Source organism: Pseudoalteromonas peptidolytica (assembly GCF_012641745.1).
In the GTDB taxonomy this organism is placed as follows: Bacteria; Pseudomonadota; Gammaproteobacteria; order Enterobacterales; family Alteromonadaceae; genus Pseudoalteromonas; species Pseudoalteromonas peptidolytica.
Map to the genome: position 1 here is coordinate 25,317 of NZ_WEHZ01000022.1, position 23,541 is coordinate 48,857.

Annotated in this window: 19 protein-coding genes; 7 read left to right on the plus strand and 12 right to left on the minus strand. The window is 42.8% G+C overall.

Annotated elements, in window-relative coordinates; genetic code table 11:
* The first annotated feature begins 104 nt into the window (after positions 1-104).
* Positions 105-2,099: a transketolase gene (gene tkt / locus F9Y84_RS14515; RefSeq protein ID WP_147390681.1), complete on the plus strand. Its 1,995-nt coding sequence runs from the start codon at positions 105-107 to the stop codon at positions 2,097-2,099.
* Positions 2,100-2,349: 250 nt separating this feature from the next.
* Here the strand turns inward: tkt and F9Y84_RS14520 are convergent, their stop codons facing one another.
* The 7 genes from F9Y84_RS14520 to lptD all read right to left on the minus strand — a co-directional run bounded on the left by F9Y84_RS14520 (position 2,350) and on the right by lptD (position 11,675).
* Positions 2,350-4,365 (minus strand): methyl-accepting chemotaxis protein, encoded by a 2,016-nt coding sequence (locus tag F9Y84_RS14520; RefSeq protein ID WP_125251584.1) that lies wholly within the window; start codon positions 4,363-4,365, stop codon positions 2,350-2,352.
* Positions 4,366-4,821: 456 nt separating this feature from the next.
* Entirely contained in the window at positions 4,822-5,619 is a 798-nt protein-coding gene (locus tag F9Y84_RS14525) for a symmetrical bis(5'-nucleosyl)-tetraphosphatase (protein WP_147390807.1), read from the minus strand.
* A 327-nt stretch (positions 5,620-5,946) separates the two neighbouring features.
* Positions 5,947-6,336: a Co2+/Mg2+ efflux protein ApaG gene (apaG, locus tag F9Y84_RS14530; RefSeq protein ID WP_125251586.1), complete on the minus strand. Its 390-nt coding sequence runs from the start codon at positions 6,334-6,336 to the stop codon at positions 5,947-5,949.
* Positions 6,320-7,126 carry a 16S rRNA (adenine(1518)-N(6)/adenine(1519)-N(6))-dimethyltransferase RsmA gene (rsmA, locus tag F9Y84_RS14535; protein WP_147390808.1) on the minus strand — a complete coding sequence of 269 codons (807 nt, stop codon included), beginning with the start codon at positions 7,124-7,126 and terminating at the stop codon, positions 6,320-6,322. The genes apaG and rsmA overlap by 17 nt, the downstream gene beginning before the upstream one ends.
* Positions 7,123-8,115: a 4-hydroxythreonine-4-phosphate dehydrogenase PdxA gene (gene pdxA / locus F9Y84_RS14540; protein ID WP_125251588.1), complete on the minus strand. Its 993-nt coding sequence runs from the start codon at positions 8,113-8,115 to the stop codon at positions 7,123-7,125. The genes rsmA and pdxA overlap by 4 nt, the downstream gene beginning before the upstream one ends.
* Before the next feature lie 5 nt (positions 8,116-8,120).
* Positions 8,121-9,413: a peptidylprolyl isomerase SurA gene (surA, locus tag F9Y84_RS14545; RefSeq protein ID WP_147390809.1), complete on the minus strand. Its 1,293-nt coding sequence runs from the start codon at positions 9,411-9,413 to the stop codon at positions 8,121-8,123.
* A gap of 15 nt (positions 9,414-9,428) precedes the next feature.
* On the minus strand, positions 9,429-11,675 hold the full coding sequence (gene lptD / locus F9Y84_RS14550; RefSeq protein WP_125251590.1) for an LPS assembly protein LptD: 2,247 nt from the start codon (positions 11,673-11,675) through the stop codon (positions 9,429-9,431).
* Positions 11,676-11,787: 112 nt separating this feature from the next.
* On the opposite strand from lptD, the gene F9Y84_RS14555 reads away from it, so the two are divergent.
* The 3 genes from F9Y84_RS14555 to djlA are packed head-to-tail and all read left to right on the plus strand — an operon-like array spanning position 11,788 to position 14,318.
* A complete protein-coding gene (locus tag F9Y84_RS14555; protein ID WP_147390810.1) occupies positions 11,788-12,786 on the plus strand; it encodes an aminoglycoside phosphotransferase family protein in 999 nt (332 codons plus the stop codon).
* Positions 12,787-12,793: 7 nt separating this feature from the next.
* Positions 12,794-13,486 carry an N-acetylmuramate alpha-1-phosphate uridylyltransferase MurU gene (gene murU, locus F9Y84_RS14560; RefSeq protein WP_125251592.1) on the plus strand — a complete coding sequence of 231 codons (693 nt, stop codon included), beginning with the start codon at positions 12,794-12,796 and terminating at the stop codon, positions 13,484-13,486.
* Positions 13,476-14,318: a co-chaperone DjlA gene (gene djlA, locus F9Y84_RS14565; RefSeq protein ID WP_125251593.1), complete on the plus strand. Its 843-nt coding sequence runs from the start codon at positions 13,476-13,478 to the stop codon at positions 14,316-14,318. The genes murU and djlA overlap by 11 nt, the downstream gene beginning before the upstream one ends.
* On the opposite strand, the gene F9Y84_RS14570 is transcribed toward djlA, so the two are convergent.
* Positions 14,315-15,157, minus strand: coding sequence for a DUF3530 family protein (locus F9Y84_RS14570; RefSeq protein ID WP_147390811.1), 843 nt, complete (start codon positions 15,155-15,157; stop codon positions 14,315-14,317). The genes djlA and F9Y84_RS14570 overlap by 4 nt on opposite strands.
* A gap of 121 nt (positions 15,158-15,278) precedes the next feature.
* On the opposite strand from F9Y84_RS14570, the gene F9Y84_RS14575 reads away from it, so the two are divergent.
* Positions 15,279-16,214 (plus strand): polyprenyl-phosphate transporter, encoded by a 936-nt coding sequence (locus tag F9Y84_RS14575; protein WP_125251595.1) that lies wholly within the window; start codon positions 15,279-15,281, stop codon positions 16,212-16,214.
* Between the two features lies 1 nt (position 16,215).
* Here the strand turns inward: F9Y84_RS14575 and F9Y84_RS14580 are convergent, their stop codons facing one another.
* A complete protein-coding gene (locus tag F9Y84_RS14580; RefSeq protein ID WP_147390812.1) occupies positions 16,216-16,902 on the minus strand; it encodes a 2OG-Fe(II) oxygenase in 687 nt (228 codons plus the stop codon).
* Positions 16,903-17,043: 141 nt separating this feature from the next.
* On the opposite strand from F9Y84_RS14580, the gene nhaD reads away from it, so the two are divergent.
* The gene (nhaD, locus tag F9Y84_RS14585; RefSeq protein WP_147390813.1) at positions 17,044-18,492 is read left to right on the plus strand and encodes a sodium:proton antiporter NhaD; all 1,449 of its coding nucleotides are present in this window, start codon (positions 17,044-17,046) and stop codon (positions 18,490-18,492) included.
* 198 nt (positions 18,493-18,690) lie between these two features.
* Here nhaD and F9Y84_RS14590 read toward each other — a convergent pair whose 3' ends face one another.
* Together F9Y84_RS14590 and F9Y84_RS14595 are read right to left on the minus strand one after the other, a co-directional pair.
* Complete coding sequence (locus F9Y84_RS14590; RefSeq protein ID WP_147391463.1) at positions 18,691-19,737, minus strand: 6-phosphofructokinase; 1,047 nt, start codon at positions 19,735-19,737, stop codon at positions 18,691-18,693.
* Positions 19,738-19,869: 132 nt separating this feature from the next.
* Positions 19,870-20,265: an MmcQ/YjbR family DNA-binding protein gene (locus F9Y84_RS14595; protein ID WP_125251599.1), complete on the minus strand. Its 396-nt coding sequence runs from the start codon at positions 20,263-20,265 to the stop codon at positions 19,870-19,872.
* 604 nt (positions 20,266-20,869) lie between these two features.
* Here F9Y84_RS14595 and F9Y84_RS14600 point away from each other — a divergent pair.
* Complete coding sequence (locus F9Y84_RS14600; RefSeq protein ID WP_125251600.1) at positions 20,870-21,061, plus strand: hypothetical protein; 192 nt, start codon at positions 20,870-20,872, stop codon at positions 21,059-21,061.
* A gap of 224 nt (positions 21,062-21,285) precedes the next feature.
* Here the strand turns inward: F9Y84_RS14600 and F9Y84_RS14605 are convergent, their stop codons facing one another.
* Entirely contained in the window at positions 21,286-23,523 is a 2,238-nt protein-coding gene (locus tag F9Y84_RS14605) for a putative bifunctional diguanylate cyclase/phosphodiesterase (RefSeq protein WP_147390986.1), read from the minus strand.
* Positions 23,524-23,541: the final 18 nt, after the last annotated feature.

Consider the following 23,541-nt stretch of genomic DNA (forward strand, 5'->3'; position numbering starts at 1 on the left):
AGTCTGTACCTGTTTTTTTATGGTCTTTGCCGTTGCAGTAGGCCATATAAATAAGTAAGAATGGGCTCAACCCCCGCGAAACACATTTAAAGGTAGGAGAATTCATGCCATCTCGCAAAGAACTTGCTAATGCAATTCGCGTTCTTTCCATGGACGCTGTACAAAAGGCCAAGTCTGGCCACCCAGGAGCCCCTATGGGCATGGCGGACATCGCAGAAGTACTTTGGCGCGACTTTCTAAAACACAACCCAAGTAACCCTGAATGGGCTGATAGAGATCGTTTTGTATTATCAAACGGTCACGGCTCAATGCTTATTTATTCATTGCTACATTTATCGGGTTATGATTTATCAATCGATGACATTAAAAACTTTCGTCAGTTACATTCCAAAACGCCAGGTCACCCAGAGTATGGCTATGCACCAGGAATAGAGACGACCACCGGCCCACTTGGTCAGGGTATCACTAATGCGGTAGGTATGGCGATTGCTGAAAAAGCCTTAGCTGCGCAGTTTAACCGCGAAGATTATGACATCGTAAACCATTACACCTACACCTTCTTAGGTGATGGTTGTTTGATGGAAGGGATCTCACACGAAGCATGTTCGTTGGCAGGTACACTTGGACTTGGCAAACTCATTGCGTTTTGGGATGACAACGGCATTTCAATCGATGGTGAAGTTGAAGGTTGGTTTAGCGACGACACACCGAAGCGTTTTGAATCGTACGGCTGGCATGTTATTGCTGACGTTGATGGTCATGATAGCGACGCGATTAAAGCTGCAATTGAAGCGGCTCAAGCTGAATCTGACAAACCAACGCTTATTTGTTGTAAAACCGTTATTGGCTATGGCTCACCAAATAAATCTGGCAGCCACGATTGCCACGGTGCACCGCTTGGTGATGATGAAATCAAAGCTGCTCGTGAGTTCCTTGGTTGGGAGCACGGTGCATTCGACATTCCTGAAGATATCTACGCGAAATGGGATGCAACAGCGCGTGGTCAGAACCAACAAAGCGAATGGCTAATCAAGTTTACTGAGTATCAAATGCACTACCCAGAGCTTGCCGCTGAATTTGAACGCCGTATGAAAGGTGATTTGCCAGCAGATTGGTCAGAAAAAACAGAAGCGTATATCGCTGAACTTCAAGCGAATCCGGCAAATCCTGCAACGCGTAAAGCATCACAAAATGCCTTAAACGCTTACGGTCCAATTCTTCCTGAGTTTATGGGCGGCTCTGCTGACTTAGCGGGTTCTAACTTAACGCTTTGGGATCAGTCAAAAGGTTTAACAGCCGAAGACGCAGCGGGTAACTATATCTTCTATGGTGTACGTGAATTTGGTATGTCTGCCATTATGAATGGTATTGCGCTACACAAAGGCTTTATCCCTTATGGTGCAACATTCTTAATGTTTATGGAATACGCACGTAACGCGGTACGTATGGCTGCATTAATGAAGCAAAGAAGTATTTTTGTCTACACTCATGACTCAATTGGTCTTGGTGAAGATGGTCCAACGCACCAGCCTGTTGAGCAAATAGCAAACTTACGTACCACCCCAAATCTTGCAAGCTGGCGTCCATGTGACCAAGTTGAGTCTGCAGTAGCTTGGCAGCAAGCAATAGAACGTGCCGATGGTCCATCTGCCCTAGTGTTTACCCGTCAAGGGCTAGAACAGCAACCTCGTACTGCTGAGCAAGTAGCAGCTATTAAGCAGGGTGGTTATGTACTGTCTTGTGATGGTGAGCCGGAAATCATCCTGATTGCAACGGGTTCAGAAGTACAACTTGCGGTTGAATCTGCTGATAAACTACGTGCAGATGGCAAAAAAGTACGCGTTGTGTCTATGCCTTCAACGGATATTTTCGATGCACAATCTGCAGAGTATAAAGAAAGCGTTCTACCAAGCTCAGTAACACGCCGTGTTGCAATTGAAGCAGGTATTGAAGACTTCTGGTACAAGTATGTAGGGTTGAATGGGGCAATCGTTGGTATGACTACCTTTGGTGAGTCAGCACCAGCAGGTGAGCTGTTTAAACTGTTTGGCTTTACTGTCGAAAACATCGTTGAGAAAGCAAACGCATTATTTGCATAAGCGATTAAAAAGAAATAAAAAAAACCCATGCATTGCATGGGTTTTTTTTATTGTTATAGCAATTCTATTCAGTAAGTCGTGCGTCAATTATACCAATTTTCTTAATTAAGTGGTCTATTTTGAGGCGAGAAAATCTTGTCGATAACGAGGCAAAAATTTTGCTATTTAGTTGTTCTAAATAAGAAATTTTTAACGCTGTTAGCGTCAGATTTACTCCTTCAAATTGAGCAAGTATTAACTCAAATTGGTATTAAACTTTAAATTGATCGACTGACAAGCGCAGCTCTTCTGCGAGTTTCGCCACTTCAGAGCTTGAAATTGATGTCTGGCTTGCACCTTCAGCCGTTTGCTCAGCAATCGTAACAATAGACTCTAAACGTTCACTAATTTCTTGTGCTACTTGCTGCTGCTCGTTTGCTGCATTAGCGATTTCTTCACTTACATCATGCGCTTGTGAAACGGCTGCGGTAATAGAGTTCAATGCTTCGTTGGCAAGGTCGCTTTGGTTCACACAAGACTCAGCCTGCTGTTTACCTTTCGACATTGCACTTACGGCTTCTTCCGCGCCTGCTTGTAAAGACTCGATCATCGCCTGAATTTCTTGTGTAGACTCTTGAGTTTTACTTGCTAAAGAGCGTACTTCGTCAGCAACTACCGCAAACCCTCGACCTTGTTCTCCAGCTCGAGCTGCTTCAATTGCAGCATTAAGCGCAAGTAAGTTAGTTTGCTCGGCGATGCCTCGTATAACATCCAAAATACTTCCGATAGAAGCACTATCTTGATGTAGTTTATTGATAACACGCGATGCCTCGTCGACTTCTTTGGCGAGTTGCTCAATGGTGTGTTTATTTTCGTGTGAGATACCTTTAACGCGCTCAGCTTCTTTGTCAGCATTTTTGATTTCTTGCAACGCTTGGTGTGCGCTGTTGCTTACACCATGAGAAGTGCTACTCATCTCGGTTGTTGCTGTAGCTGCTTGCTCAACTTGTGCTTGCTGATTTTTAATCGCTTGACTCGATTCAGTGGTAATCGTCGATGTTTCTTCAGAGGCCGCTGCCAGTTGTGTTGAACGAGAAATAATACCGGTGATCAGTTCACGTAAACTCGAGATTAACGTATTACAGCTTTTCGAAAGTTCTCCAAACTCGTCTTTGGCGGTATCATCTAAGCGCTGCGTCATATCGCCACTGGCTACGATATTCAATACTCGATTTACTTCAGAAAGAGGTTTGGTAATGCGACTCACTGTAATGTATGCAACACCGACAGCCATAATAGTCGCCACCATCATACCTATCCAAGTCCATAAATTAGCTTTACCGACGTCACTGCGCACACCTTGTTGCAAATTGAACGCGACTTGGCTTGCTTCTGACAACAAATCGTCAAGCTGAGAAAGCGCCGCTTGTGTTGTTTTTTCAGCGTCTGCAAGTTCTTTTTGGGTTTCAGCAAGGGCGAGTATCAGGCGCTTTTGGTTTTCTGCAATACTGTTACTACCGGTTACTGTATCTTTTAGAGCCGTATAATATCCCTCAAGATCTGCGAATAGTCCGCTATCAAGTGCTGTCACTGGACCACGGATCAAGTCGATATTTCGTCCTAGCTCTTCAACTAAATACTTTTGCTCGTTTCTAACGATTTCTAGCGTGTTGGTGTCTTCAACAGTGACTAAATCGTTTGCACTAGTAACCACAGAAGAAAAGTTGTTCTCAAGACTATTTGCTGCTTGAAAAGCGCGTTTGTCGCTATCTTCTAATCCATCTAAATCGATGATGTCTACCGTTACCATGGTGGCATCCTCGGCAGCCATATCAAGATCAGATAACTGTTCTTTGAGCTTATCGCGCAAAGAAAGCTCTGACGACTTCTCAGTGACTAGGCTATTCATGGCTTTTACAAATGCGTCGTAACTTTTACCAACATCGCTGCTGCTTGAAGCAAGTTTATTGTTAGAAGCGACCACCTGTTGGAGTTCAGAGTATGTTTTATCAAAAATCTTCTGACGCTCAGAAAACATTTGTCTCAGCGTCGCAAGCTCTGTTTCTGAGCGCGCATAAAAACTACCTTGCGCCATCTTGCTCATTAATGTGAACTCAACTTTGAGTTCAGAGCTTTTTGAAAGTGCAGGTAAGGAGAGGCTGTTTACCTGCTGAGTTGAGTTGTCAATGTTTGCAATCCTAATTAAAGAATTACCCCCGATAAGAAGAAGCAACAAGGTGATGGTAATAAACCCACCCCAAATACGTTGGCTAACAGTCAAATTCATAGCTGTCCTACAAAATTTACAATGCAATACGGATACTTATCGGATTTATTGCGGATAAGTTAAGTATTTTATAGCAGATGTGACGAAAAAATTCAGCAAAAAAGGTCGGATTACAAAAAATAGCGACTATTTTGCCACAAGGGTGGTCTGTTTATCGAATATAGTTTAGTCAATAGAATAAAGATAGAGGCGTTTATGTTTGTAACTTGATGGCCTTTGGTGTTCAGGCTGGTACTGTACATACAAATTTGTATCTTGGAGAACCTGAAAAGGGGCCGTTCAAGTCGGTGTTTTCACTATGCTTGAGCAGATTAAGAGTAAAGCATTACATGGGTTATGCGTATGAGCCGCTTTGTTCTGCTAGTAACATCTGGTTAGTCGAGTTCTCTGGGCTTTGAGTTGACACTTTTACCGGACAATATCTCGATTTAATTGCATTGCAGGTGTTTTGGTCGGCTACGCTTGTTGGTACTTTTCACCGGTATCGATGTTAATCATGGTCATTGCCCCTCCCCAAACACATCCTGTGTCGAGTGCAATCACATTTTTTTGGTGTGTTTCACCCTCTAATGCCGCCCAGTGGCCAAAAAGTAATGTCGTATTTGGTGGTATTTGTCCATATTCAAACCAAGGGATAAGACCATCGTTATCTTTTAACCCAGATTTATTTTTTAGGTCTAGTTCACCATTTTGCTTAAGAAAGCGCATTCGAGTGAAGACGTTAACAATGGCTTTAAACTTATCTTGTTCACTGAGCTTATCGAGCTCAAGTCCGGGGTGAGCGCCGTACATATTGGCGTAAAACTCAGGGGCTTTTGTAGATTGATAATTGGCTTCGGCAAAGTGTGCATAGTTTAGCGCTTGTTCTATGCTCCAGCTTGGATGAATACCTGCATGAGAAATCAAAGTTTGCTGCTGTTCTAGCCAGATAGCCAGTGGCTGTGCACGCAATAAGTCAGCATACTTTTGGCATTTAGGGCTGTTAAACACTGCGTCTAATTTGTCTTTTGGATTGGGTGGCATTCCTAATGCTAGACAGGCTAAAAAGTGGAGGTCGTGATTGCCAAGTGTAACGCTAATGGAGTCTGCATGTTGATATAGAAACTCTAGGCAAGCAAGCGGATCAGGGCCTCGGGCGATGATGTCGCCGACAAAGTACAAATGGTCTTGGCTTGGATTAAAGTCGACTTGATCAAGTAGCGCGATGAGTGGGGTGAAGCAGCCTTGTAAATCTCCAATTGCGTATTTTGCCATGCTTTACCTATAGCCTATTTTATAACTCAATGTGTTTATTCTAATGCTGAGCCTCAATGAGGCAAGCAGGCTAGCCAGCTTGCACTGAATAACAGCGTCCTTATCCCAATTTACTTAACTCAGCTGCCTATTTTGAGGAGCTTGTACTACCCTGATGTGACCTTATCACCAAGGTAACTACACCCGTGTCGGCGAGGCAAGAATGTTCCTACTTCACTTGTGATCTATTGCCGAACTCTGGTTACCTAGTTGCTTTAGATAAACCGTTGACGAGGTCAGCGTCATACTTGCCCACTTATATTGAGCAAGTATTAAAACACATTAGCATTAATGCAAAATATTTGGGCAGGAGAGTCTAAATACATTAATTGGTGCTTTAAACTCGGTGCCAAATTCATTACGCATAACGTAGTAGCCTTCCATTGTACCTAAAGGGGTATCGAGAACAGCACCACTGGTATACTGATAGCTTTCACCAGGGCGGATGGTAGGTTGTTCACCTACGACTCCATCACCTTCCACTTCCGTTTCTTTGCCGTTAGCGTCGGTAATTAGCCAATAGCGGCTCTCTAGCTTGGCATTACACAAGCTATGGTTTTTGATAGTTATAGTATAGGCAAACACATATTTTTCCTTTTCAGGCTGTGATTGCGCTTCAACATAAAAGGTTTCTACCGACACTTTTATCGGTGAGCCAATTTTAGTTTGAGTTGTCATATAGCCAATTTGCAATTTCGATAAACTGGTTCAGCGACAGATTTTCAGCACGAAGTGTAGGATCTATACCCAACGCTTGTAACTGCGCTTCACTTAACAGGTTAGATAAACTATTTCTCAGCGTCTTACGACGTTGGTTGAATGCTTCAAGACATACAGTATTCAGTAGCTTAGTACTTTTGGCTGTACGTTGAGAAGCCTCTTTGGGGATCAATCTGACAACTGCTGAGTCAACTTTTGGTGCAGGCTTAAAGCAATGCGGTGGCACTTCAATGACGGGAATGGCATGGCAGTAATACTGCGTCATTACACTTAAACGACCAAAAGCCTTACTCCCAGGGCCTGCAACCATGCGATTAACGACTTCTTTTTGAAGCATAAAGTGCATGTGTGCAACCTGATCTGCAAATTCAAACAGGTGAAATAACAAAGGGGTTGAAACGTTATAAGGTAAGTTACCAAAAATCTTCAACTTCTCTCCTTCTTTGATTAAAGAAGAAAAGTCAAACTTCATTGCATCGCCTTGATTAACCGTTAATTTAGGTCCTAAAAACGGATGATGGATCAAGCGCTCAGCAAGATCTTTATCAAGCTCTACAACGGTTAAATGGCCACTTAAATCACACACAGGCTCAGTGATAGCACCTAAACCAGGACCAATCTCAACCAGGTTATCCTCTGGTTTTGGGTCGATGGCTGTTACTATCTTGTCGATAATACTGTTGTCATTTAAGAAGTTTTGACCAAAGCGCTTACGGGCTCTGTGTCCAAGATGTACTTTATCTGTCATGCATTCTGTGCTTTTTTGGTTGCGAGCTTAATTGCCTCGCGGATCGCTAATTCAAAACTACCTACTTCAACATCGCCCGAGCCTGCTAAATCAAGAGCAGTGCCGTGGTCAACCGATGTACGAACAAAAGGTAATCCCAAGGTGATGTTTACTGAATTTCCAAAACCTTTATATTTTAACACAGGTAAACCCTGATCGTGATACATTGCAAGCACTGCATCAGCATTATCTAAATATTTTGCTTGAAAAAGCGTATCAGCAGGCAATGGGCCAACTAAGTTCATGCCTTGCTGATTGAGTATTTCTAGAGTTGGCTCAATCGTGTCTATTTCTTCTCGGCCAAGGTGACCACCTTCACCGGCATGTGGGTTGAGCCCACATACCAGTACTCGTGGTTGTTCAATACCAAACTTTGTCTGTAAGTCGTGGTTGAGTATATGTATCACTTTGCTCAAACGCTCAGGGGTTATCGCTTTTGATACATAAGCCAACGGAATGTGAGTGGTTACTAAAGCAACGCGAAGCCCTTCCGTTGCAAGTAGCATAACCACATCGGCAGTATCAGACTGCTGCGCAAAATATTCAGTGTGGCCACTAAATGAAATACCCGCTTGATTGATAATGCCTTTATGCACAGGGCCGGTAACAACTGCAGCAAAAGTACCATCCATATTTTTTTCTGAGGCAATACGAAGCGTTTCGAGCACATAGTGGCCATTGGCTTCATCTAGTTGACCGGCAACCACCTCAGCACCTTTATCTACTTGTAGATAGTAGATAGCGCCTGCGGGGGCAGGCTGTGGTGCTTGAGTGCTGTCAAATGGCAATAGGACGATTTGCTCGTTGAGCTCTTTAGCGCGTTTTTCTAGGATACTTTTATCAACTACCGCAACTAACTGAGCAGGCCAAGCATGCTGAGCCAATTTGATAACAAGATCTGGACCTATGCCAGCAGGCTCACCCGGTGTAATTGCGATTCTGAGGGTCATGGTCGTTATTCCGTTTCCATTATTTCAATATGTGCTTGATCACGCATTTCTTTAATCCATTTAAAGCTTTCTTCTTTAAATTTACGATTAAATAGTAGGCGATGAGCGCGGTTTAATTTAGCCTGCTCTGTTTTGTCTGCAACGCGCTTATCAAGCAGTTGCACTATGTGCCAGCCAAAAGTACTTCTAAACGGCTCACTGATTTGATCTTTTTCTAGAGATAATAAAGTATCTCTAAATGCTGGTACGTAAGTTGTTGGATCTGTCCAGTCGTACTCGCCGCCTTTAAGGGCAGAGCCTGGATCTTCAGAGTGTTCTTTCGCTAGTGCTGCAAAGTCTGCGGTACCAGCTCGTAGGTCCTTAACAAAGCCAGCAAGCATTGAGCGTGCTTTTTCTTCACTTAAAATGATAGAAGGTTTGATTAAGATATGACGAGAGCGTACTTCGACTGTCTCCACCACTTCACGGCCGCGAATATCTTGTACTTTCAGAATGTGGAAACCCGCGCCTGAGCGCAGTGGACCGACGATGTCGTCTTTTTTCGCTCCCTTTATTGCTTCTGCAAACAAAGTTGGCATCTCGTTGATACCCATCCAGCCTAATTGGCCACCATCTAGCGCCTTTGAACCACTTGAAGAGGCGATAGCAATACGCTTAAATTCTTTGCCTTCGTTCAAGAATTTGATTACGTTATCAGCACGCTGACGGGCATCCTCAATTTCTTCAGGCGTCGCTTTTGTTGGTATCTTGATTAAAATGTGGCCAATGTCATATTCCTCGGAGTTGCCAGTTTGCTCGCTGAGAATTTTTTGTAAATTCGTCACTTCTTGAGGGCTGATATAAATACGGCGGTCGACACTGGCTCGGCGTACCTGGCTTGTGGTGATTTCTTTGCGGATCTCTTCACGGTATGCTTGGAAACTTTCTCCGCTCGCTTCTACCGAGCGACGTAGATCAGCAATAGTGCCACCTTGGTCTTGCGCGATATTGGCAATGGTTTGGTCAAGTTGTGCATCAGATATTTGCATACCCATGCGCTCACCTAGTTGTAGCATCAGCGATTGCTCAATGAGCTTGTCAATCGCTTGCAAGCGAAGTGTCCTGTCACTTGGAAGCTCGGTCCCTTGCTGGTCGGCTTGTTCCTTTACACGGTTAATTATTTGGTTAACTTCACTTTGTAAAATAACGCCGTCGTTGACGGTGGCAACAACAGTATCAAGTTTTACACGCTCAGCATGTGCTTGAGTAAATAGGCCTGCACTCAATGAGGCCACTAATAACAACTTTTTTAAATTCATACGGCTTTCTAAATTCTATTTATTCAAAAAATACGGTCTACGGTAACCAAAAATACCCTGTTGAAGGAGCTTACTTGCATCACCACTGCGTTGACTTCCAAGTCCTGAAAGAACAAATTTCAGGCTAAAGCCAGAGTCAAACACTGCCTCATCATGAGTGAGTGTTTGGTTTAAGTTTGTTTCAATTTGTCGGTTTGCTGTCACTTGAATCGCCCAACAACAAGACTGGTATTGAACGCCGACAAAGGATTCAACGCTTCTGTTTGCTGTCATATCACGGTGATAGCTTGCTACAAACTGCCAGTTATCGTCAATTGGTAAACTCGTGAATAAACCGACTTGGTCTATTTCATAGTCTGAGACATCATTTACATAGCGATGGTTCAATTGCACAAGCTGCTTGTCGTCACCTTTGTAGTCTAAAGTAAAGTGAGACTGTACCAAATCTTTGCTATCGACATCGTATTGAATACCACCAGATAGATACCAGCGTTTGTGCCAATGTAGCATGGATTCAGCTGCAAACAGCGAATTATAATTTGTATCGTCGCTGAAGCGTTGTGCAGATGGCTTTACAGAGGACTCTAGATAGATGATTTGACCGGCACTAAAGTTAAAGCGCTCGACATTGCTACTATCAAAAATTCGTGTGGTTGCACCAATAGTGAATTGGTTTGCTTCTGCGATACGGTCGTAACCTGAATATCTGCGGGCGCGAAAGAGACCAATGAAGTCATCTTGTAACTTAGCAGTATCATACCAACCGATTTGACTTTGTTCTCTATGTGGAGTGTATAAGTACTGTAGCTGTGGTTCTAATGTCTGTACCCCTTGCTCGAAGAAAAACTCTGTACTGCGTTCAAAGTTAAGCTGGCCGTGCATACGGACACTTGGTAACGTCCGGCTGACAGACTCTGCATAGTCCGAATTGAGTTCTTTGATGTTCTGATCATAGCGAGTATGAAGTAAGCGAGCCTCTGAGGTAAAAGACCAAGCATAATCACTGCGAGAGAATGAGACTCTGGGTTCTAAATGTAGTCTTGACGCTTCAGTGATCGCTAATGAATCATTTTGAAAATAAGCAAATTCACCCTCAAAATCCCAATCAACGTTGGCAAACTCGTAACTTTCACGGGTACGGAAGCTAATTTGCGGTAACGTGGTATAGGACTCTCTGTGGTCGCCAAGGACTTCAAAGTCTTGCAGTTTAATGTCGACCAACCAGTCCTCGCCTAAGTAGCTAACACTACCAGTGCGATACAGTTGAGTGTCTGTTTCATTGGCGTATTCTGAGGTTAAGTCAGTCAGGTAGTTATCATCGCTGACATTGGTAATATCAACGAACGCACGCCAGTTATCGCTCAAGTAACTTTTTTGCTGCCAATGCACTAAATATCGGTCATCTAGCTGTGGCTCTGAGTCATCTTTACTTAAATATTCAACAGCAACTTTACCTTGGTGTTGCTCAGTCAAATATCTGAACTCAGTGTTAAGCTGGAAGCCTTTATTGGCCATATATCGTGGCGTTAAGGTAGCATCGTAATTTGGTGCTAAGTTCAAGTAATAAGGAGTGATTAACTCCAAACCAAACTTATTTGAGCTAGAGATGGTTGGTGTGAGCAGCCCTGACTTGCGCCTACTGTCGATTGGAAAGGTAAAATAGGGGAGGTAAATCACCGGCGTGTCCAAAATTTTGAACACCGTATTATATGTTTCTCCCCAGCCATCCTCACGAGAAAGCACGATACTACTTGCTTCTATTTTCCAAAAGGGATCATCGCTTGGACAGGTAGTGAAGCTAGAGTTATCGAGTGATATTTGATTTCCAGACGCGTGTAACTTTTCAGCACCACCACGACCTAACTGCTCAGTAAGCTCATATTCAGCACCAAGCAAGCTGACCGTGTTAGCATTTAAATCAGCGAAGAGACCATTACTATGTACTTTGGTAAATTGATCGCGATAAAGGAGCGGGCCTGAAGCACTTAGTAGCCCTTCTTTTTTATCAATCAGTGCACGTCGGGCTGCTAAGCTCATGGTTTCGGTATTAATAATGACATTGCCTGAAAACTCTGCGCTGTCAGCGCCTTGCAGTTCCAAGTCATCAGCAACAATATCAATGGCGTTTTTGGGCAGCGAGGCTATTGGCTTCCAGCTTTCTGGCTGCATATAGTCTTTACATTGTGCCGCGACAATGTTCGTATTAGCAAAAGCAGTAGAGTGAATAGCAGACAATACAGCTAAGCCCAAAATTTTGCGCATTTAATAACCTATTAGCTGAGCATTTAATAATAAGCTCATCATGATAAATGAAAACTGTCGGAAATACAGTAGCATTTAAATATTTACAAGTAGAAGGTGTAATAGTTAATCCATGAGTAGTCAAAATCAGCGTGTAGAATTTATACAGCGAGCATTGCAAACCCATCAATTCAGCTGTGAACCCATCACCTCAGATGCTAGCTTTCGCCGCTATTACCGCGTAACAAAAGGTACAGAAGCATCATGGGTGCTGATGGAAAGTCCGGTGGATAAAGTGGATAACACCCCATTTGTAGCATTAAACAGTGTACTCACACAGCAAGGGCTAAATCTGCCAAGCATTATTGCACAGGATGAGCAGTGCGGTTTGGTATTGCTACAGGACTTGGGCTCTACTCACCTTGCTGACAGGCTAGATACACACGCCCGATTGCATGACTATCAAGCGTTGCTAGATTTGCTACCAAATATTGCTCAGACGCCGACCAGTAAGTGGATGAAACCCTATGATGCTGACTTTATTGCCATGGAGCTGGAAATATTTCATGAGTGGCTGGTGACAAAGTGGCTAAAAAGCTCGCTGACAGAGCATCAACAGATACAGTGGCAAAACGTCAAGTCAAGGTTGGTTGAGGTTATGCTCGAACAGCCACAAGTGACGATGCACCGAGACTTCCACAGTCGCAATGTTATTTTTCATCAGTCAAAGTGGTATTTGATTGATTATCAAGATGCCGTGCAAGGGCCTGTTACATATGACAGTGTGTCTTTACTAAGAGACTGTTACACGCGATTGCCCACAGATGAGTTTGCAATGTTGCAGCGATATAGTTTTGATAAATTACATGCCGCAGGTCTGTTAGCTGATATGGATTTTAGTCGATATCAATATTACTTTGATCTTACAGGGTTGCAGCGACATCTCAAGGCTGCGGGAATATTTACGCGGCTATTGCAACGAGATGGGAAAGGCGGGTATCTAGATAATATTTTGCCGACGCTCGATTACATTCTTGAAGCTGCTCAGAAGTATGATGAATTTCAGTGGCTTGCAAGCTGGATTAGGCATGACATAATGCCTAAAGCAAAAGTCAAACTGAGCGCCAAATAAAGCGAATATGAAAGCAATTATTTTATCAGCAGGTCGTGGTAAGCGGATGATGCCACTTACAGCGACACAGCCCAAACCGATGTTGAAAGTAGCGGGTAAGCCACTCATTGAACATCACATTGAACGACTAAAGCTAGCTGGTATTACCGAGGTTGTAATCAACCTTGCATGGCACGGTGAGGTGATTAAACACTACTTTGGTGATGGTAGCCACTTTGGGGTAAATATTACCTACAGTGATGAACCAGAAGGAGGGCTTGAAACCGCAGGAGGAATTATTCAAGCACTACCGTTACTGTGCCAGGATAGCGACCGCTTTGTGGTTATAAATGGCGATGTTTTTACCGATTATGATGTGCGTAGCCTTATTCAGCTGCAACTTGGAAAAGCAGCCGCTGGACATTGTGAAGCACATATTGTGTTAGTGGAAAATCCAGCACATAACCCCAATGGTGACTTTTGTCTCGCTCACCAGCCTTTGAACCAAGAGCAATATACATTTTCTGGGATAGGTATCTACCATCAATGTTTTTTTGCTGGGCTAGAGCGTGGCTTTGTTAAGTTAGGGCCACTACTTCGCAGTGCACTTGCAGAGCATAGAGTGTCAACAGAACTGTATCTTGGTCAATGGGACGATATTGGTACTCCTGAGCGACTAAGCACAATAAATAAAAAGTTAGGATATAGCGATGTGGGGTAAATTATTAGGAACCATGTTTGGTTTTTTGTTTGGTCGGTGGTTGGGTGCGATTCTAGGCTTTTACCTCGGGCATTTGTTTGACAAAAGCTTACGTCAAGATTTTGATAAGGTCGGTGGTTTTCAGGGCTTTATTAAAGGAGATGAGCTGCACGAACGACAAGCACTGTTCTTTTCCAGCTGTTTTGCTGTTATGGGGCATATTGCTAAGTCTAATGGCCGTGTTAGTGAAATTCATATTCAAGCCGCATCAGCATTTATGACCGAAATGGGGTTGCAAGGAGAAGACCGAAAAGAAGCGCAGCATGCTTTTACCGCAGGAAAGAGCAGTGACTTTTCAATCAAAGAAGCAGTAACAGATTTTAAAGAAGCGTTTGCTCGGCGCTATGATCTAAGGCAATTATTCTTAGAAATTCAAATCCAAATGGCATTTTGTGATGGTCATGTATCAGACGCTGAAAAAGCGTTACTAAAGCAAGTCAGCAAATATTTAGGTTTCGCTGAAACGCATTTTTTGTTTCTGCTAAAGCGTTACCAGGCTGAGTTTGAGTTTCGTCGTGCCCAACAAGCTGGAAAGTCACAGCAACAGCATCAGCATCATGGACACCAAGGAGCACCGCAACCGAGCGGGCTTACACGCTCAAAAGCCTTGGCTGTGCTTGGCTTAGGTGAAAGCGCAAGCGCGAGTGAAATTAAAAAGGCGTATCGCAAACTGATGTCACAACATCATCCGGATAAGTTGGTATCGCAGGGGCTGCCGACTCATATGATGGAAGTAGCTAAACGGAAAAGCCAAGATATTCAGTCTGCCTACGAGTACCTTAAAAAAAGCTAAAGTATCCGTAAAAAACCGAGTAGTTCCTTGCGTAAGCGCTGGTGCTGGAGCGGATCGGTTTTTTCCCCAAATAGCTCTCTTTGGCGGTAATCTAGCTTACTATTTTTTCTTGCCCACCTTACTCTGTCAGCGGTGCTATCGACTACCATTGGGTTATCAAAGCTGTAGTAAATATCCAAAAGAGCGGGGCTTATCAAAGACAGGTTTGATGCTAGGTGCTTTTGTCGCATAGCATTAGGCAGCTGGGGGCTGACGACGGTGTAAGCATCAATACGAAGGTTGGGTAAGGTTGCTAAATGTTCTGCGAACACACCAGCACTATTGCCAAATGCAACAACGACAAGCTTCTCTGTTTGTGTCATTGACAATGTATTGTAAAGTGCTTTAAAACGACTGACTAACGCGGCTTTATAGTTGTCTAGGTTTATCTCTGAGACAGGCTCAACGGATTGCGGCTTTGGCTCAGCTTCTGGTGTTTCAATATCTTGATCTAAGAGACTTACAGCATAGGACAAATCTGGTGGCGTGATGGTATACGTATCATATCCATCATCACTCAAACGCTTAGCAAGGAAACTGATCCCGCTGTTATTAAGTGGCGGCATTTGCATATCAGGCAGGAAAATGACAATACCTGCCCGCATCGAAGCCATGTGCTCTTGATGAAAAACGTAAAACACTTCTTCTTCATTGTTTAGCTCCAGTAACCCCGCAGGTTCATAAAAACGCTGTGCATCTTGTTGAAAAAGCGCTGTTAGCGGTGCTGGGGCTATATGTTCGGCTGCGAAGCAACTTACTGATATTGAAATTAATAATGTAAAAAGTGCTCTGCTTAGCATAATACGTGTACATGATTTTCCATGGTTTAGTATCGGCCTACTTGGCAAAAGCTTTAGCAGTCGCCTTTATTTATGGTTTTAAGGTAAACTGCCGCACAGAGAAAATAAATGGAGAGTATGCGTGCAATACAAAGATAGCAAACGAGACTATCTCTTTATGTTTTTAAAAGGGGCTGGGATGGGTGCTGCTGATGTTGTACCCGGAGTATCAGGTGGTACTATTGCCTTTATCACTGGTATCTATGCGCGTTTTTTAAATGCAATAAAAAGTGTTAATTTGCAAGCATTAGGGTTGTTGCGCCGTGAAGGTATAAAAGCTACATGGCAATATATCGATGGTAGCTTTTTAGTCGCGGTGTTTTCAGGGCTACTTATCAGTGCAGCATCTTTGGCTAAAGTTATTACTTACTTGCTTGCGCACCACCAAATACTGGTATGGTCATTTTTCTTTGGCCTTATTGTCGCTTCTTTTATTTACGTAGCCAAACAGGTCTCGAGCTGGAACGGTAAAAATATTGCGGCCTGTGTAATTGGCGCTGTGGTTGCTTTTGTCATTACGTCATTGTCGCCAGCGGAAGCGCAAGCATCTCACTGGATGTTTTTTATCTCCGGTGCGATCGCCATTTGTGCAATGATTTTACCTGGAATTTCGGGTAGTTTTATCTTGTTATTGCTGGGCATGTATGGACATGTACTGAGTGCTGTAAATCAACTTGAAATAACACTCGTTGGTCTTTTTTTACTTGGATGTGTTGTTGGGTTGATGTCATTTTCGAGGCTGTTGAGTTGGTTATTAAGTCATTATCAACAAGTCACATTTTCGGTATTGGCAGGATTTTTACTCGGATCACTGAATTTACTATGGCCTTGGAAGCAAGTGCTGACCACGTATGTTAATTCTAGCGGTATTGAGAAGCCCTTGACGCAAGCAAATATTTTGCCGCAGCAATACAGTACGCTGTACGGGCAAGACCCAAATACTCTGGCCTGTGTGTTACTTGCCATTGCCGGACTTGCCCTGATTTTAGCAATTGAAAAACTGAGTGAAAAATATTAGCTCAGGCTATCGTTCTAAACCACCCAGTGACAGAAAGGCGCGGAGACTTTGCAAATGGCGCAACGTAGGTTACTGAGTGAATTTTGTTGACATCAAACACCACCAAAGAATTAAACTTGGGGGCGTAACTATGGGTTGGTGTGCCATCTGCTTCAAAAAACTGTAGTAGCCCACCCCAGTCGGGGTGCCAATTTTTGCTTAAGCTGAGGACGTAGGCATATACTCGTCCTTCGGCCTCTACAACGTCATTGTGGCGTGTTAAGTACTGACCTGCGATAAATCGAGTTGCTTGAGCCGAGGTACGCACGATTTGTTGTTCTGAGATATGTGAAAAGCAGGATTGCACCACCTCGCTATTTAAATCTTTATACAGACTTTGCAGTAATTCAGGGCTTTGTGCATCGACCGAGTGACGACCATACATAAAACCTACGCCGCGCGACGCGTAGTGATGAATGTCTTCAAGTAGCGCCTGTTGTTCTTGTGGCGTCAAGGCTAAAATATCGCTGTCTTTAACTGATTTGGCTGCACCATTGTGGAAAAGTGCCAGTTGATAGTTCAGTTCAGATAAGCATTGGTGTAATTGTTGCGCTTCCGTTTGTTCGAGAATGTTTTCAATTCGGGCAAATCCCTTCTCGCACAAATCCTGCTGTAATCTTTGTTGTTGTTGCGTTGAAAGTTGGAGCATAAATTCCTGCCGCTGATGTATAGCCATTTAGTGTGTTCATGGCATGCCTTAGACTTCTGTCCAATGCTGATTATTTTTTACCTATGCTAAAGTGAGTTTGGTTGAAATGCCATCCCTCTGCACTCATCAATAGGCAAAAAAATGAAAATCAATGGATTACTTTTACTCTGTTGCGCATGGGTCATGTTGTTGATCCCGTATCCATCCTTGGCTGCTCAAGGCTCCTTAGATCTCACAAATTCTACTTTGGGTTTCGTCTGTATTGTGATTTTTGTCATGGCTTACACTTTGGTCATGCTGGAAGAAAAAATCCATATGCGAAAGTCTAAACCTGTGTTGGTTGCGGCGGGGGTTATCTGGCTGTTAATTGGTGCATACTATGTAAACCAAGGCCAGACAGACGTGACTGAGCATGCGTTTCGACATAATCTACTTGAGTTTGCTGAGCTAATGCTCTTTTTGCTCGTTGCTATGACTTATATTAATGCGTTGGAGGAGCGGCGTCTTTTTGATGCGTTACGCGCGTGGATGATTCAAAAGGGTTTTAGTTATAAAAACCTATTTTGGATCACTGGGTTTTTATCATTTTTTATCTCGCCTATTGCTGACAACCTAACGACGGCACTGTTGATGTGCGCTGTTGTCATGAAAGTAGCGGAAGGAGATAAAGAATTTATCAACTTAAGTTGTATCAACATTGTAGTTGCAGCCAATGCTGGTGGCGCATTTAGCCCTTTTGGAGATATAACCACGCTCATGGTATGGCAAGCAGGCATGGTGCACTTTAGTGAATTTTTGGTACTGTTTGTTCCTTCACTCGTAAATTACGTCGTTCCTGCTTTAGTGATGAGTTATTTTGTGGCAGATAAAAAGCCGAGTGCTGTCTATGAGCGGGTTGAACTAAAGCGTGGTGCATTAAGGATCTTAACCTTATTTTTATTAACCGTTGCAACTGCCGTACTGGCTCATAGCTTATTACACCTACCCCCTGTGCTTGGTATGATGATGGGATTAGGTTACCTGCAATTTTTTGGCTACTTTTTAAGGATGACACTACCAGGTTCATTGGCAAGAAAACGCGCGATGGCGCAGCGAGAAGGAGACAAAGAGCGTCTCGAAAAACTCGGTAGTGTTGTTCCGTTTGACGTTTTTAGCAAGGTTTCTCGGGCAGAGTGGGATACCTTACTGTTTTTCTATGGCATCGTTATGTGTGTGGGGGGGTTAGGTTTTCTGGGCTACCTTAGTTTGATGTCAGAAGTGCTGTATGGTGAATGGTCAGCGACGTATGCCAATGTTCTACTTGGGGTGATCTCTGCAGTTATCGATAATATTCCAGTTATGTTTGCAGTTTTGTCCATGCAACCTGAGATGTCACATGGCCACTGGCTACTTATCACGCTTACAGCTGGTGTCGGTGGAAGCTTACTGTCTATCGGCTCAGCTGCCGGTGTCGCTTTGATGGGGCAGGCTAGGGGCTATTATACCTTCATGGGACATTTAAAGTGGGCGCCTGTTATTTTAATTGGATACATTGCAAGTATTTTATGTCACCTGTGGCTCAATAAGTCAGCATTTGATGTTTTTGGCTAGTGAGTAATAATACCAATTTGACTTAATACTTGCTCAATTTGAAGGAGTGGATCTGACGCTAACCGCGTTAAAAATTTCTTATTTAGAACAACTAAATAGCAAAATTTTTGCCTTGCCTATATGGATGTAGGTACCTTAGCGATAGCAGGACGCGGTAGCGGAGTTATCGACACGATTTTCTCGCCTCCAATAGACCACTTAATTAAGAAAATTGGTATAAAGGGAGCTAGTCTCCCCTTCGGCTAAAAAATCTCGATAGCGTTTTACCCAAGAGTCCGGAACCGGTTTCTGTCGTGTTAACACTGTCGAAATTGGGGTAGATGTTAATACGCCATTGATTTTACCTAGCATGAACGTGGCTGCTCGAAAGGTGTCATGCTGTATTGCTTGGTACACAGTTTCAACAGCTGCTACGCCTAACTCCGTGGCTAACATTCTATTTTCTGCTGAAGGGGCGCCACCGCGCTGAATGTGTCCTAATACGCATAACGCACAATTAATATTACTTTGCTCATTAAGTGCGTCTCTTAGCGCATGGGCTCCACCTGGCCATAAATTCTCAGCAAGTATAATCAAAAAGCTACCATGTTTATGCTGCTGCTCAGTAATGGCACGCTGCAATTGTTGTACTAATTTTGCGGTGTCGCTTTTGGTGTAGTTTTCAAATGAAAGTATGGCTTCAGCACCGGTGGCGATACCTACGTTATAAGCGATATGACCGCTATGGCGACCCATTACTTCAGTAATAAAAACACGTTCAAACGCATTTGCGGTATCACGAATTTTATCAATTGCGACAGTTGCTGTATTCACTGCGCTAGAAAAACCGATGGTGTGATCGCACCCCGCTAAATCATTGTCTATGGTGCCAGGAAGCCCAATAAGTTGGCCGTGCCAGTGTGCCGATAACGCATGAATGCCGCGAAAAGAGCCATCACCACCTATCACGATAAGGGCATCTATATGGAGTTTGCGAAGCGCATTTGCTGCTTGCTGAACACCTGTATCTTCTAACATAGCATCGCAGCGTGCACTTTTAAGCAAAGTGCCCCCGCGCTGTGTAATGTCAATCACACAATCTGGTGTGAGTTCAATATATTCTTGATTGATAAGGCCATTATAGCCATGCAAAAAACCAACACATTGCAGTCCTAGCTTAGCGGAAGTTAAGGTTATTGCTCTGATTGCAGAGTTCATTCCGGGTGCGTCACCGCCACTTGTGAGAATTGCTATCCTTTTGGTCATAAGATCACTTGAACGATAGTTTGGTTACTGAATGTATACTATCAGTGCGGGTTGCTAGCAAGTTGAACGATATTAAAAAAAGCGAGATCAGGAAGGAAAAACGGCATTTAGTGTAACCAAATGCCGTTCTTTTTATTGCTGTGAGATCTTGCTAGCAAGTTCTTCACGTTGTGCTGTAGGTAGGTTATCGACAACAATTTGATACGAATCATCGATCATTTTCTTTATTTCGTCTTCTGGAATAGTGCCGTCTAAAATAACCGTATTCCAGAGGCGCTTATTCATATGATAACCAGGTACAACAGACGAGTACTTGTCTCGAAGCAATAACGCTTCGTCAGGGTCGCATTTTACATTCAACCACCAAACAGGCTCACCATTTTCGTCTACTTGCCCTTCTTTCCCTTCGGTAAGAGTGGCAAACATCTTATGCTGAACTTTATACACATCGACATCTTGCGCAAAAGGTTTGGTGATAAAGGTTGCAGGCTTGGCCTGCAAATATTCATGTACGCTTTTCTGATCCATAGCCCGTGTCCTTGAAGTAACAGTTAATACAACATGAAGGTAAGTTTAGCAGCTCTTGTGATAATACTGTAATCGTCTATCAGTAAAAACTATCAGAAAGTCTATACCATGGCGTTATAACGCAGACAATTATTGAATAACTGAGAGTTTTATATCGGTTTCACTCACAGTTGACGATTAAAATAAGTACAGTGTTTAAAAGCACTACAATTTCAGTCATCTACAATATTAGAAAAGCTAACTTTCAAAATCCAATTGAGGATCAAGCTGGCTTTACAAGTTGTGCTAAGTATTCCTCCATAACCTAGGTGGACTAAGCTAGGAAATCATTGCTATTTGAGCGTTAAAAATTTCCCACTTGTCACTGTTTCCTATTGCTAGGAAAAGTTATGACACAGCGACATTAAATAACGCCATGCCTGTAAAGAGTCCGCTATTAAATTAAATAATACAAAAATATGCAACAATAATTTCCATGTTGATCAAATAATGGACGTTGTGTAGACTCCATGACCGCTTTAGTAAATGGTATAACAATGCCATGTTTCTTCAACATCATGTGCCCGGCTATTTTTTTGGTAGGATAAAAACTTTAGGAGTATCAGTGGCTTTTGTAGTTATTTCAATCTTGTGTATGTTTGCTGTGTATCTTCAAGCCCTCTCTACGGGCATGCCAATTAAGCGCTGGTTGGGCTTGGCATTATTTACAGGACCCGCTGCCTTGGTACTATTTCGAGTGCACTACCGTCGAGCTTGGATGCGTCGCTGTGCCAATCTAGTGATGTGGAAGGCGTAATACCAATTAGACTTAATACTTGCTTAATTTGAAGGAGTAAATCTGACGCCTAACTGCGTTAAAAATTTCTTATTTAGAACAACTAAATGGCAAAATTTTTGCCTAGCTTACATGGGGGTAGGTACCTTAGCGATAGCAGGACGCGTTAGCGAAGTTACCAACAAGATTCTCTTGCCTCAAAATAGCAAGCTTGAGTAAGCGCAGTGGTATAACTGCAAGCGATACTACTGAACAAGCTGTAGGTTGGGCTTGTCGCTGGGAATATGTTGCTTCAAAAACTGCTCAAACTCGCTACTAGATAACGGCTTTGAGTAATAATAACCTTGCACTGTTTGGCAGTTTAGCTCTTCTAAAATACTCAGTTGCACTTCATTTTCTACGCCTTCGGCTACAACATGTAAATCGAGGTTGTGGGCTATGGTGACAATAGAATCAACCATATTTTTTCCGCGTTCGTTGCCCATGTCGTCAATAAACGCCTTATCCACTTTGAGTGTATTGAGTGGAAATTGTTTGAGATATGCCAGTGAAGAATAGCCTGTGCCAAAGTCATCCATCGCCAGGTGTATGCCTCTTGCACTTAATGAACGCATTATTGAAATTGCTTCTTTTGGATCATCCATCACCGTACCTTCTGTGATTTCTAATTCCAAAAAATAAGAAGGAAGTTGATTTTTTTGCAAGATAATATCGATGCGAGTAGTGAGATCTGGCAAGCTAAACTGTTTTGCTGATAAGTTAACCGCGACTCTGCCGTTGAAAAGCCCCTTATCAATCCAGCGTTTCACATCTTGGCACGCTTTGTCTAAAACGACTTCACCAATCTCAATTATTTGTCCTGTTTCTTCCGCGATAGGGATAAATACACCGGGGCTGATAACCCCTTTCTTTGGGGTAATAAAGCGCACTAGAGCTTCCATTCCAACTAGTTCACCTGTTTTAATATTCATTTTCGGCTGATAGTAGACGACAAAGTGATCTTCTTTTAGGCCGTAGCGCATTAGGTTTTCTATTTGTAAGCGTTTTACCGCTTGTTCGTTCATAGAATCGTTGAAGAACAAATAATGATTACCTTTTTGCTTGGCGTGATACATCGCGGTATCTGCGTTTTTCAACAAGCTTTCTGGCGACTTGCCATCCTCGGGGCATAGTACAATACCCACAGAAGAGGTGATAACTAACTCGTGGTTAGCAATTTTAAACGGGGTCGCAATCGCTGCTAAAAACTGCTTAGCAGTACGTGTAATAGTATGAATATCATTGGTACCAGATATGACCAAAGCAAACTCATCACCGCCAAGGCGATAAAATGTATCTTGTTGACGCGCTAGTTTGTTTAAGCGCATAGCGAGTTTTGCAAGCAGGGTATCACCAAGCTGGTGTCCAAGAGAATCGTTGATTTTTTTAAAGTTGTCTAAATCAAAAACCAAAAGGGCATGGTGTGTGCCTTGCTGTGAAAGTTTTTGTAGGTTAGTAAAAAATAGATTCCGGTTGGGTAAACCTGTGGTGCGATCGCGGTTAGATAAATTATGAAGCTGTGATTCAGCTTTTTTGCGCTCTGTTAAATCTGAATACACCACTACATAGTTACTAATTTGACCATGGTTATTTTTAATTTCATCTATGGTAATTTCAATGGGAAGTAGCACATCAGCTGCATTTCGAAGCTTTAATTCTTCTTGCCAGTGTTCCGTTTGACTAAGTTGCGATTTTACTTGCGTAACAAATTTATTGTCGTAGCCAGGTAAGTTAAAAGGCTTATTGATATAGTGCTCACGTTGTCCCCCAAATAATTTTAGATAGCTTGGGTTGAGATCAACTAAGTTATAGTCTTTGTCATATATTGCAATGGCATCCGTAAGGGATTCAACGCACTTAGCGAATAAATTAAGCCTTTCTTCGGTGCTCTTAAAGTGGCCAATATCTCGAACCGTACCTGTCATTCTAAGTGGATTTAGGTTCGTGTCTTTTTCAATAATTTTACCTCTATCTAAAACCCAATGATATTGTCCTAACTCATCCTTAATACGATAGCTGGCTTCAAAAAATGGGGTTTTTTCTGCGAAATGTTGCTTCATTAACTTTTCAACAATTAACAGATCTTGAGGATGGATCCGATGCTGATTGGGAATGATGTTACCTGGTTTTGCTGAGTTCATCCCATATTTGTCATTTATCCGAACAATCTCACCAGATTGGATATTCCAATCCCATAGAGTATCACCGCTACCTTCTATGGTACTTTTAAATCGTTGTTCGGTATGTTTTAGTTCAATGGTGGACTTTTTTAGTTGATGATTAGCCCAGACTAAATAAGGGATACTGAGCAGTGCAAGAATAAAAGGGATGAGCCAAGCAAGTTGAGCATACGTCAATACACTAATGTCACTGGCGACCGCAGTAAACGGTGTAAGAGTGAATAGTATTGTACTGATTATTATTGTTTTTATTTGTTTGCTCATAAAATGCGTAACTCATCA